The organism is Sinomicrobium oceani (assembly GCF_900119185.1).
GTDB classification, from domain to species: Bacteria; Bacteroidota; Bacteroidia; order Flavobacteriales; family Flavobacteriaceae; genus Sinomicrobium; species Sinomicrobium oceani.
In genome coordinates this window covers 17,010-29,387 of the sequence record NZ_FPJE01000028.1, presented here as the reverse complement: position 1 = coordinate 29,387, position 12,378 = coordinate 17,010, and the positions used below count along the sequence as shown (strand labels likewise).

General features: G+C 43.5%; 9 protein-coding genes. 8 read left to right on the top strand and 1 reads right to left on the bottom strand.

Annotated features, from left to right (window positions below; genetic code table 11):
• Positions 1-134 precede the first annotated feature (134 nt).
• The 6 genes from BT112_RS18460 (at position 135) to mreC (ending at position 8,698) form a co-directional block, all read left to right on the top strand.
• Complete coding sequence (locus BT112_RS18460) at positions 135-1,967, top strand: type VI secretion system Vgr family protein (protein WP_072318947.1); 1,833 nt, start codon at positions 135-137, stop codon at positions 1,965-1,967.
• A gap of 11 nt (positions 1,968-1,978) precedes the next feature.
• On the top strand, positions 1,979-2,893 hold the full coding sequence (locus BT112_RS18455; RefSeq protein WP_072318946.1) for a hypothetical protein: 915 nt from the start codon (positions 1,979-1,981) through the stop codon (positions 2,891-2,893).
• A gap of 652 nt (positions 2,894-3,545) precedes the next feature.
• A complete protein-coding gene (locus BT112_RS18445) occupies positions 3,546-4,781 on the top strand; it encodes a DUF4280 domain-containing protein (protein ID WP_072318944.1) in 1,236 nt (411 codons plus the stop codon).
• Between the two features lie 336 nt (positions 4,782-5,117).
• A complete protein-coding gene (gene purH, locus BT112_RS18440) occupies positions 5,118-6,644 on the top strand; it encodes a bifunctional phosphoribosylaminoimidazolecarboxamide formyltransferase/IMP cyclohydrolase (RefSeq protein WP_072318943.1) in 1,527 nt (508 codons plus the stop codon).
• 184 nt (positions 6,645-6,828) lie between these two features.
• Positions 6,829-7,857 (top strand): rod shape-determining protein, encoded by a 1,029-nt coding sequence (locus tag BT112_RS18435; RefSeq protein ID WP_072318942.1) that lies wholly within the window; start codon positions 6,829-6,831, stop codon positions 7,855-7,857.
• 10 nt (positions 7,858-7,867) lie between these two features.
• Positions 7,868-8,698 carry a rod shape-determining protein MreC gene (mreC, locus tag BT112_RS18430; RefSeq protein WP_072318941.1) on the top strand — a complete coding sequence of 277 codons (831 nt, stop codon included), beginning with the start codon at positions 7,868-7,870 and terminating at the stop codon, positions 8,696-8,698.
• A 10-nt stretch (positions 8,699-8,708) separates the two neighbouring features.
• Here mreC and BT112_RS22155 read toward each other — a convergent pair whose 3' ends face one another.
• Positions 8,709-8,915 (bottom strand): hypothetical protein, encoded by a 207-nt coding sequence (locus BT112_RS22155; RefSeq protein WP_175545824.1) that lies wholly within the window; start codon positions 8,913-8,915, stop codon positions 8,709-8,711.
• A gap of 281 nt (positions 8,916-9,196) precedes the next feature.
• On the opposite strand from BT112_RS22155, the gene mrdA reads away from it, so the two are divergent.
• Positions 9,197-11,059, top strand: coding sequence for a penicillin-binding protein 2 (gene mrdA / locus BT112_RS18420; protein WP_072318939.1), 1,863 nt, complete (start codon positions 9,197-9,199; stop codon positions 11,057-11,059).
• Complete coding sequence (gene rodA, locus BT112_RS18415) at positions 11,052-12,356, top strand: rod shape-determining protein RodA (RefSeq protein WP_072318938.1); 1,305 nt, start codon at positions 11,052-11,054, stop codon at positions 12,354-12,356. Before mrdA ends, rodA begins: the two co-directional genes overlap by 8 nt.
• The last annotated feature ends 22 nt before the right edge of the window (positions 12,357-12,378 follow it).

Sequence of the window (12,378 nt, the reverse complement as noted above, 5' to 3'; positions counted from 1 at the left end):
GCTTCGACGAACAATATCCGTAACCGGCAAACCGAAGCAACGCCAGATCCTCCATTCAAAAAATCCTTTGGAGGACATGATGACGCATATTGACTAATGATTAAACATACCCAAATCTAAAAAATCAGCATATCATGGCCCTGCAAACTGATTTGACCATTAGAATAGGAGAACTCACGATAACGAGCTTTCTACATTTGCAACTTTCCCAGAATATTGACGACCACCACGAACTTTCGCTCGAATGTCGTGAAGATGAGGTCGTATTTCACGATCCGGCAGTACAGGGGAATTATCAAAAACTCATCGGACAGAAACTCCTGGTTACGATGCGGGCATCCAACAATCTATTTTCCGGAAATACCGGTTATTTCAAAGGTATTATCACCAGTGTTAAGGCTCGAAATTCCGATGAACTCGACGGCAAGCGTATCCGGTTTAAGGCCTTTAGCCCCACCATACTTATGGATAACGGTCCGGAATCTTTCTCTTTTCTGAAAAAAGACTTTATCCATATCGTGCATAACACAACCCGGCTTTATGATACCGATATGCTTAAGACCAGTATAAAACCGGCAAGAAACCAGGACTATCCGTACATCGCTCAGTACAACGAAAGCGACTACGACTTTCTGAAACGTATCTGCTCCAGGCAGGGGGAGTGGTTTTATTACAATGGCACGGAGCTCATCATCGGCCGGGAAAGCAATCAGGAAGAGATACCCCTGCATTACGGCCACAATCTGGTTGAATTTGATCTGGAAATGAGCCTGCAGCCCACACGCTTCAAATACCACGGCAACGACTTGTCCGAAGGCGTATCACATTACAGTTCCACACGTTCCCTCGAAAATTCCGTAAATGGTATTACAGGAGAACTCATAAGATCCTCAGCACGTGTTTTTGAAAAGGAAACCACAGTACAGCACAATTTTCTGGTCAATGAGGGCAATGGCCAAACCGATGTAGATCAGTACGCACAACTGAATTTCAGGAAAAAGGTGGCTAATATGCTCTTTGTATACGGGAGAAGTGAAAATCCGGCACTACGCCCGGGAGCCATGACCCGAATAACAGATGAAAACGGCAATGTCATCGGTACTTTTAAAATCATCAGTACCGATCATCGCTGTACGGATAACGGTGATTACGAAAATGTTTTCAAGGGTGTGCCCTCGGTAGTTACCATATCCCCTTATTGCGAACCCGGAAATTATCCGAAATGTGAAAGCCAGCCCGCTACGGTCATAGCCAACAACGATCCGAAAGGATTGGGACGGATTAAAGTACAAATGGCATGGCAGAAAGAAAACGGGCAAACCACGGACTGGGTTCCTTTATCTACTCCAAATGGCGGATCCGGAAAAGGATTCCATTTTATTCCGGAAACCGGAGAAACCGTTATGGTCGACTTTCAAAGCGGCAATGCAGAAATGCCTTATGTCACCGGATGTGTACAACACGGCAATGCCAGTAGCGGTTATGCCGACCCCGACAACAATCTCAAGGCCATACAAAGCCGCAACGGTAATAAGATCATTATGGATGACAATAGCGGTTCCATGTATATTTCGGATAACGGCGGGGCCTCCTCTTTCTATGATGGTGCCGGAAACTTACGGGTAGATGCCAATACCAATGTATGCATAAATGTCGGCGATTCCAACGCATGTATTATCATGGATTCATCCGGCAATATCGAGATCAAGGGAGATACCCATGTAAAACTCAAAGTAGGCGACAGTTATATCGGGATTACGGAAGATCACATCACCCTAAACAGCAAGAACATAGACCTCACCGGAGAAGACAGTATTACCCTAACCGGGGAGAAAAACACCATTACGGGAAACACCCTGACCGAGATGAACGGATCAGCAGTAACCATAGATCCTTCGGGAGATGTTACGGTTCAGCCCGACGGGGGTAATGTCATTATTAAGGGAACCCAGGTAGATATCAATTAAACACCATACCCATGTCTGATAAATACAGTTTTTACCAGGGAGATAAGGAATATCCGGTAAGCGGAGAAGAAGGTACGATGTTCCATACCTACCCGGACGGGCATTTTCCCGCAAGATATCGTTGCAGGCAGACCAATGTTACCCGAATAGGAGGAGTTCCTACGTTCAATTCGGAAATCAGGAAAGAATATATTGTAAATTATATACCCGAAAAAAATTCAGCTCATTGTCAACTACAGGATTATGTATTCCAAGCTGACCCTAAAGCCTTTGAATTACCTTTAGAGGAAATGAAACCTTTGGAATACTCCAAGGAAAATGTTTCTTTTGAGATCAGTGACACCGGCACTATCAGTTCCATACAAAACTTCAGGGAACTTCAGGAAAGATGGAGTGCTTTTCGCAAAAAATTCACAAATACCTTTTTTTATCAGGACATTAAAAAAGTGAACGAAAAAGCCGCAGATGATATTCTGAAAACGGGCGATAAAGAGTTCTCCACCATTGCGGAACTCCTGAGATCTTATGAGAAAAATATGTTTTACCACATTTTGTTTAAGGATTACAGGCCTTCCAATAAAAGTGATTCCCTCACTTTTATGTCACAAATATTTAATGACCAGAAACTGAACATTCCGATCGTAAACTCCAAGGCTTCCGACAAAGATGGTATACTAATATACCGAAGCGTAGGAAATCCAGATCTAAAAAAAATGAACAAGGATGAGATGATCAGACAATACGATCGTATTTATAAACCTGTAATAAAATATAATTTCACGGAGTACAATTATGAATATCGTATCCGGAGATACGTAAACAAAAAAGATGGCATCATTACTTCTGCAAAGGCAGTCATGATTGAGCGTATAAAAAACAATTACGAGTTAATTTCACAATTCGATCTTAAACAAGTTGCTCTATGACACCCGAACAGGATCAAAATACCATGATTGTACTTCACGCAAACCGCGTGAAAGGACTCTTTATTGTTGCTCTTATAACACTAATCTGTATTTTTCTCGCCAACTGGAGCGCTACGCATACCCGTATATTTCTTCCTTTTATACTTTTTTTCTGGACATCCATGGCTTTTATAGCAAGTTATGCCATAGCCAGAAACTTCCCATATTTATTCTTCTATGAATTAATTATCAGCAATATCCCTTTTATTCCGGATAACAAAACAAAAATAAAAAAACAGGTTCTTACACCAGAAGCCATAGATCATTACTATATACTATCCGGTTTTCGAAAAAGATTCGGATATGCCATACGGGTCACAAAAAACACAGAAAACCGCGTGTTTTTTATCGTACCAAAATTTCTTGGACACCTATCAGAAACGCAAAATAAGCGTAGGAAGATCGGGGACTATTACCAAAAACCAAAAAAATTCCACCGTGATTTCGACATGGTAAAAAAATTTCTGGAATCCAGATGTAAAAAACAGCGAGTTCCTTCAGACAGCGGCATACGTTTCTTATACATATTGCCGGTGATTTTATTTTTCATGCTGCTTATATACTGTATATCATTTCCCATATACATCATTATGTCCTTATAAAACCTGTTGAGATGAGTTCACCTTATATTCCCGAAAAAACAAAAGTTGTCTGTACTTTCCAAACAGATTCCGCTCCTAAAGAACTTATAGTAACCAGGGATAGGATTTCGGTAATCAAGACATCGGAAACGGTACCTTTACTTACCGCAGGGGACCTCAACATAAACGAGCAATTCGCATGTAAGAGTGCTGCCAATGCCATGGCTTCCTTCTTTGCCATGGCAGCCGGAATTCTTGTAGGTGCCGCTATTATAGCATCGGGGCCCGTAGGTTGGGTAGCAGCAGGAGTAGCGGCTGCCGCGCTGGTCACAGCCGGGACCTACCACGCTACACAAATAAAACACAAATGTAGTCCCGGGCTGGAATCCGGACAATGGAATTTTGCCCATTACAGCGTAAACATAGACGGACACCAGGCTATCACTCAGATCTCCATTCTCAGTTGCAACGAAGGAGGGGTTCTTTCTCCTATCCTGGACCCTGCATTAGCCAGTCAGGCTGCAAGTTCCATAGCTTCCAACAATAAAAAAGAGATTGGTATTAATGCGGCCGCTTCTTTTGTTACCGGGGCATTTCTGCCCTATGGCATCTCCGGTGTAGCCGGGGCTTCGACATTGGGACTCAAGTTTCTCGGGGGAGTTAAAATGACAGGCGGATTTGTCTTCGGCGTCGCTCTTATGCAAGGTGCTACCGCCATTCAAAGCGATATTATACGAAACAACTCGCTTTCGGAAAATACTTCTTACGATCGTATGAATGAGGTAGAATCCGGCCCTTTTACAGATAATTTCTACATTCCGGAAAACCCAAGCGATCTAAGTGATTTTAACGATCTTCTCAGCCTTCAGGAAGCAGTTAAGAGCGGACAATTGAGTGTTCAAAATGCCGAAATGCAACAAAGACTTAACAACTTATCAGGGCTATCCCGACAACAGTTACTGAGAGATTCCGGGGCTAAAGCATTATTGAGTGAATTAAAAAAAGGAAATCACCCCCAGTTACGGGAGGCTATTACGAATTTTAATAATCGTCGTATCAATCCGACCATGAGAAATCAAATGACAACAGCAAACCGCCAGGCATTTCATAACAATCTGAAAAATGCAGGACGTAACAGTGTGACAGGATTGATGTATTTCGCTCCGTTTGCTGCCAGGTATTTCTCTGAAGAAGCCAGGATAACCATGGCCGAATTTCTGGCCAAAGATCTGGGTACAACCGGTGATATTGTAGCTACTCAACCTTAAAAAGGTTCCTCTTTCTAAAGAACTGCCATCATCAAATTGTTCTCAAGTATTTGATTAAGGAAGAATCTATTTCTAAAATTCCCTCATACACTCGCTACACCCCATACTTTTATAACATTTTTCCTTGTGGGACTCAAATGATTGCTACAAAAAAACTACTTTTGCAATCGAATCGTGCCGTTTAAGTTTTAAACCGGTATCTGACAGGGATATTTTTTTGCACTTTTATAATTTTTCCGGGTACGACCCCGCTTATAATATGGAGGCTCCGCAAGAATTCGACATATATCCCTCACATTATTTTTTCGAAACATATCAAGAGTTAACAACAGTAGTATGAGTACCACAAAAAAAGCTGCATCTGCTTTAATTTCTGTTTTCAGCAAAGAAGGACTGGAACCTATTATTCACAAACTAAACGACCTTGGCATTACCATTTATTCTACCGGGGGTACGGAAAAGTTCATCCGGGATCTGGGTGTGCATGTCGTGCCTGTAGAAGATGTTACAGGTTATCCCTCTATCCTGGGAGGACGGGTAAAAACATTACACCCCAAAGTATTCGGGGGTATACTTAACCGTCAGGATAACAACCAGGACCAGACAGAACTGGAATCCTACGAGATACCGCAGATCGACATTGTTATTGTGGACCTCTATCCTTTCGAAAAAACCGTGGCAAGCGGTGCCTCCGAACAAGATATTATCGAAAAAATAGATATCGGGGGAATTTCCCTGATCCGGGCTGCGGCCAAAAATTTTAAGGATGTACTTTGTGTAGCTTCTATGGAAGATTATGCGGATTTCCTGAATGTCATTTCCGAGGGTAACGGGAATACCACAATCGCAGACCGGAAGCGTTTTGCAGCCAAAGCTTTTAATGTGTCTTCGCATTACGATACGGCTATTTTCAATTATTTCAACGAGGAAGAACTGGTATTCAAAGCGAGTGAAACCAAAGGTCAGGAATTGCGTTACGGGGAAAACCCGCACCAGAAAGGATATTTCTTCGGAGACCTGGAAGCTATGTTCGACAAGCTTCACGGCAAGGAATTATCTTACAACAACCTTCTCGATGTGGATGCTGCTGTAAACCTTATGGAAGAGTTTCGTGGCGACGATCCTACCTTTGCAATACTCAAACACAATAATGCCTGTGGGGTCGCGACCCGCAATACCCTAAAAGAGGCCTATCTCGATGCCCTTGCCGGTGACCCCGTATCCGCTTTCGGCGGCATCCTGATCGCCAACATGCAAATCGACAAGCCAACGGCAGACGAGATCAGCGGTCTTTTCTGCGAAGTCGTGATCGCTCCTTCATACACCGAAGAAGCCCTCGATGTTCTTAAGCAGAAAAAAAATCGTATCATCCTGGTTCAGAAAGATGCCAAACTTCCGAAAACACAGGTAAGAACCTGCCTGAACGGAATATTGGTCCAGGAGAAAAATGACAAAACCGATACCCTCGAAGATTTAACATACCAAACCAACAATAAACCGACGGATAACGAGTTAAAGGATCTGCTCTTTGCGTCGAAAATATGCAAGCACACCAAATCGAACACTATTGTTCTGGCCAAAAACCGCCAGCTGTGTGCCAGTGGTACCGGACAAACAAGCCGAGTTGATGCGCTGAGACAGGCTATAGAAAAAGCAGCATCTTTTGATTTTGACCTCCATAATGCCGTAATGGCCAGTGATGCCTTCTTCCCTTTCCCTGATTGTGTGGAAATTGCAGACAAAGCAGGTATCAAATCGGTAATACAGCCCGGTGGCTCTATCAAAGATCAGCTGAGTATAGACTATTGCAATGAGCACGAAATGGCCATGGTATTTACAGGAACACGACATTTTAAACACTAATTACCCCCTGTTTTTCGTTATAAAGCAACATTGCCCGGAATGTTCCGGGCAATTCCTGATACCCCGGGGAACTTTATAAGAGGACTGATTCGTAAAATGTGATAAAGTATCGTTACATTTGAAAGCAATCAACCTGAAGAATAACTGTTTTAAAAACGAATAAACTGACTAATTTTACGCATACATGGGATTTTTTGATTTTTTAACGGAAGAGATCGCAATGGACCTCGGCACAGCAAATACGCTGATTATCCATAACGACAAAGTTGTCGTGGACAGCCCTTCTATAGTGGCCAGGGACCGGATATCAGGCAAGATCATTGCTGTAGGCCAGCAAGCCAACCTGATGCAGGGAAAAACCCATGAGAACATAAAAACAATACGCCCTTTGAAGGATGGTGTTATTGCCGATTTCGATGCTTCGGAAAAAATGATCAATATGTTCATCAAGAATATTCCGGCATTGAAACGCAAATTATTCCAGCCGGCTCTGCGTATGGTCATCTGTATTCCTTCGGGGATTACCGAAGTGGAAATGCGGGCCGTAAAAGAATCGGCAGAACGGGTAAACGGCAAGGAAGTCTACCTCATCCACGAACCTATGGCTGCGGCTATCGGTATCGGTATAGATATCATGGAACCCAAGGGGAACATGATCGTAGATATAGGAGGTGGAACTACCGAGATTGCCGTTATCGCCCTGGGAGGTATTGTTTGTGATAAATCCGTTAAAATCGCAGGTGATGTCTTCACAAACGATATTGTATATTATATGCGTACCCAGCACAACCTGTACGTGGGGGAAGCTACGGCCGAAAATATCAAGATACAAATCGGTTCGGCGACAGAAGACCTGGAAACGCCTCCGGAAGAAATGAGTGTACAGGGACGTGACCTGCTTACAGGAAAACCCAAACAGGTACAGGTTTCCTATCGTGAAATTGCCAAGGCACTGGACAAATCTATTCTCCGTATCGAAGACGCGGTCATGGAAACGCTATCGCAAACTCCGCCGGAACTTGCGGCTGATATTTACAACACCGGAATATACCTCGCCGGGGGAGGTTCAATGCTCAGAGGATTGGACAAAAGGCTTTCCCAGAAAACAGACCTGCCCGTGTACATTGCCGAAGATCCGCTCCGTGCCGTGGTAAGAGGTACCGGAATTGCCCTGAAAAACATCGGAAGATTTAAAAGTATTCTGGTCAGATAGGTAACATGCTATGCAAAACATAATTAATTTTTTTTTAAAGAACAGATATTTTTTTCTTTTCCTTGTTTTGCTGTCATTTTCCCTGTTTTTAACCATACAATCCCATAATTACCATAGAAGTAAGTTTATTCATTCGGCCAACTGGGTCACCGGAGGAATCTACGAAACCGCAAGCAATATCTCCGATTATTTCGGACTTAAAAAGCATAACCTCCGGCTTATAGAAGAGAACAAAAGATTACGTGCCCTCTTGTTTAACCGGGACAACGCACCTCTCGATTCGCTTCCGGCCGACTCCATACTCATTCCGGAAAACCCGGGATTTGTGATCAGGGATGCTGCTGTAATCAAAAACAGTTTTAGCGCTCCGAAAAACTACCTGACCATAGACCAGGGAGAAGGTGATGGCATTGCCCAGGATATGGGAGTGATCACTTCAGACGGAATCGTAGGTATCATAGACAATACGTCCGCTCATTACGCCACAGTACAATCCGTCCTGAATACACTCACACGGATCAACGCACAGCTGAAGAACACCAATCATTTCGGAACATTACAATGGGACGGAAAATCTCCTTCCATAGTGCAACTGGTAGATATTGCACGTATAGCACCACTACAGACAGGAGATACTATAATTACGGGAGGGATGTCTACCATATTCCCCAAAGGTATTCCCATAGGGACCATAAAAGGATTTGCGCTTGACGTCTCTGAAAATTATTACATTATCAATGTACAGCTCTTTAATGACATGACTAATCTCGGACATGTCTATGTCATAGAAAACACAAATAAGGAAGAAATTCTCGAATTAGAGCAATCGGTAAATGAATAACAATACGCTTTCAAACGGTATAAGGTTTATTATCCTCGTCCTGGTACAGGTTCTCATCTGTAATCACATACAGTTTCTGGGATACATCAACCCTTACATCTACGTTTTGTTTATCCTGTTGTACCCTCTGAAAAATGAGAACAGGGCACTTTTCCTGTTTCTGGCCTTTTTCATGGGCTTTTGCGTGGATACCTTTAGTGACAGCGGCGGCATCCATGCTGCGGCTTCCCTGTGTATAGCCTATATACGTCCACTCGTACTCCGGTTCTCTTTCGGAAGCGCCTATGAGTACCAGACCCTAAAAATCAGCAATACGAACCTCGGGCAGCGGTTTATGTATTTGTTTATTATGATTTTAACACATCATATCATACTTTTTTCCTTAGAGATTTTTAGTTTTACACATATACTTTTAACCCTTAAAAAAGCGTTATTATCAGGAGCTTTTACCCTGTTGTTGTGTTTTTTGTTTATCCCTTTGTTCAGGACTAAGAATCAATGAGGAAATTATTACTTTCATCCATTATTATTTTTGTTGCGCTTATCTATATAGGCAGGCTTTCTTATTTGCAATTAATATCGGGAAATAAAGACAGTCCGCTCAATGACACCGCGATAAAACAGGTCTTCGATTACCCCGAACGCGGTTATATTTATGACCGTAACGGCGGACTCCTTGTCGCTAACCAGCCTTCTTATGATGTCATGGTCATTCCCAGGGAAGTTAAAAGTCTGGACACTCTTGAATTCTGTTCTCTCCTGAATATTTCCGAGGAAGATTTTATAAAAAAATACAAAAAAGCGTACACCTATTCCCCGAGACTCCCTTCGGTTTTCGTTCCGCAACTTTCCAAGCAGGAATATGCCGCATTACAGGAGAAAATGCGCAAATACGAAGGTTTTTACATTCAGAAACGGTCCCTGCGTCACTACCAGACCGCATACGGGGCTAATATCTTCGGATATATCCGTGAGGTCAGTGAATATGATCTGAGGAACAACCCCAGTTACCAATCGGGAGAACTTATTGGCATACAGGGCGTAGAAGAATACTACGAAAGTACGCTCAGGGGACGCAAAGGGATTAAATATATCCAGAAAGACCGTTTCAACCGTGACATAGGCCCCTATAAAAACGGAGCATACGACACCCTACCGGAACAGGGGAAAGACATTCAGCTAACCATAGATATCGACCTCCAGGCTTACGGAGAAAAACTGATGGTCAATAAACGTGGCGGTATTGTTGCTATTGAGCCCAAAACGGGGGAAATACTTGCCCTGGTTACGGCACCGAGCTACGATCCTTCCCTGCTTGTAGGCCGTCAGCGTTCGAGAAACTACACCGAGTTGTATTACGATTCCATCGCCAACCCACTGTACGACCGAAGCCTGCTGGCCATGTATCCGCCCGGATCTCCTTTTAAAACACTTAATGCCCTGGTGGCTTTGCAGGAACATGTTATAGAGCCCTCTCACCGATTAACCTGCCAGAATGGTTATTACTATAAGGGTAGGAGACTTATGGGATGCCATTGTGGGGGAGGTTCATGGGATCTCGTTCGGGGTGTGGCCCTCTCCTGTAACGGATATTTTGCAACGGTATACCGGAAAATCATCGATAAATATCCGACCTCCGCAGAGGGAATGACCGCCTGGGAAAAACACATGAAAAGCTTCGGACTGGGAGATTATCTCGGCTATGACCTTCCTATAGGAAAAGCAGGGAGGATCCCGGATGCCACTATGTACAACCGTATGTACGGAAAACATCGCTGGTATTCGACAACCAACCTCTCTAATGCTATCGGACAGGGAGAAATACTGACCACTCCGATACAACTGGCCAATTTTACCGCAACTATTGCAAACAAAGGCTACTACTATACGCCACATGTACTGAAAAGCATAGAAAACCAGCCTTTGAAAGACAAGAAGTTTACAGAAAAGAAATACACTACGATAGACGCCAAATATTTCGATCCCGTCATCGAAGGTATGGCTGAAGTATACAGAAACGGTACGGCCAGATATTTCCAGGTCCCCGGCATTGATATTGCAGGAAAAACCGGAACAGCGGAGAATTTCACCCGTATAGACGGTAAAAGGACACAACTTACGGACCATTCTATCTTTGTTGCTTTTGCTCCTGTCGAAAACCCGAAAATTGCCATTGCCGTATTTGTCGAAAATGGCTATTGGGGATCACGGTATGCGGCTCCTATTGCCTCCGTCATGATAGAAAAATACCTGAAAGGGGAAGTCACCCGACAAGATCTGGAAAAACGAATGCTCGAAACAAGCCTGGAAAAAGAATACGAAAAACCATACAGCGGTAAACCCTTCCGGATTAATGAATAATTCTTTTATACGAAAAATAGACTGGCTCACCGTAATCCTGTATTTCTCACTGGTATTTATAGGGTGGATCAATATATACTCGAGTAGTGTCACGGAGGGTGCCGGGGTGTCTGTATTCGATTTTTCCACATTTTACGGAAAGCAACTGACTTTTATAGGCCTGAGCAGTGTTTTCATCACACTCATTCTTGCTGTAGACGCCAAATTCTACCAGAAATTTGCCGGAATAATCTATCTTGTTTTAGTGGGGGCACTTGCAGGTGTCTTTATTTTCGGAAAGACTATTGCCGGGCAAACGGCCTGGTACGATCTCGGTTTTATGAGCATACAGCCTGCCGAGTTTGCAAAGACCGGTACAGCACTGGCCCTGGCAGAATATCTCAGCGACTCACAGACCAATATAAAATACCTGAAATATCAACTAAAGGGCTTCCTGATCATCGTACTGCCCATTATTTTTATTCTCCTGCAGCCAGACCCCGGAAGCGCCATGGTTTTTCTGGCCTTTATTCCCGTCATGTACCGCGAAGGGCTTCCCTCCTGGTATCTTCTCGCCGGACTCGGATTGGTTACACTTTTTGTAACAACACTTATATTCGGGGCTGTATGGGTATGTATTGCCGTATTCTCCTTTCTGACCTTGTATTATTTATGGAGAAAACGAAAAAAGAAAATGGTTTCGGTATTGCCGTTTATCACACTTCTGATCATTACGGTGGTAGTCACTTCAAGCGTGAGATTTACCTTCGACAACATTTTCAAGCAACATCACAGGGACCGGATCAACCTGTGGCTAAAACTGGAGCACGATCCTGCCAAATTAAGGGAAATACGAAAATCCATAGGATACAACACCTACCAGTCGGAGTCGGCCATATCGTCCGGGGGATTTTCCGGAAAAGGCTTTTTGGAAGGCACCCGTACCAAGGGTGGTTTTGTTCCGGAACAACACACAGATTATATATTCAGTACCGTAGGAGAAGAATGGGGCTTTATAGGAAGCACTACAGTTGTTCTCCTCTTCTGTTTTTTGCTACTACGACTCCTGTTCCTTGCCGAACGCCAAAAGTCGAAGTTTAGCCGGATATACGGTTATAGCGTAGCCGCTATTCTGTTTTTTCATTTTGCTATCAATATAGGAATGGTTATCGGGCTGCTGCCTACGGTGGGTATTCCTCTACCCTTTTTTAGCTACGGAGGTTCCGGATTATGGGCCTTTACCCTGCTTTTGTTTGTCTTCGTAAAACTCGATGCCAACCAGATCAACGAGTGGGATGACTTCTCCGAATTCCATTAAAAAACCCCGGAACGTCCGGGGC

Coding starts and splice junctions, on each gene's coding strand:
- BT112_RS18435 (WP_072318942.1), top strand. CDS start 6,829: ATGGGATTTTTTGATTTTTTAACGGAAGAGATCGCAATGGACCTCGGC.
- mrdA (WP_072318939.1), top strand. CDS start 9,197: ATGAGGAAATTATTACTTTCATCCATTATTATTTTTGTTGCGCTTATC.
- BT112_RS18445 (WP_072318944.1), top strand. CDS start 3,546: ATGAGTTCACCTTATATTCCCGAAAAAACAAAAGTTGTCTGTACTTTC.
- purH (WP_072318943.1), top strand. CDS start 5,118: ATGAGTACCACAAAAAAAGCTGCATCTGCTTTAATTTCTGTTTTCAGC.
- mreC (WP_072318941.1), top strand. CDS start 7,868: ATGCAAAACATAATTAATTTTTTTTTAAAGAACAGATATTTTTTTCTT.
- BT112_RS18460 (WP_072318947.1), top strand. CDS start 135: ATGGCCCTGCAAACTGATTTGACCATTAGAATAGGAGAACTCACGATA.
- BT112_RS18455 (WP_072318946.1), top strand. CDS start 1,979: ATGTCTGATAAATACAGTTTTTACCAGGGAGATAAGGAATATCCGGTA.
- rodA (WP_072318938.1), top strand. CDS start 11,052: ATGAATAATTCTTTTATACGAAAAATAGACTGGCTCACCGTAATCCTG.
- BT112_RS22155 (WP_175545824.1), bottom strand. CDS start 8,915: ATGGATGCCGCCGCTGTCACTAAAGGTATCCACGCAAAAGCCCATGAA.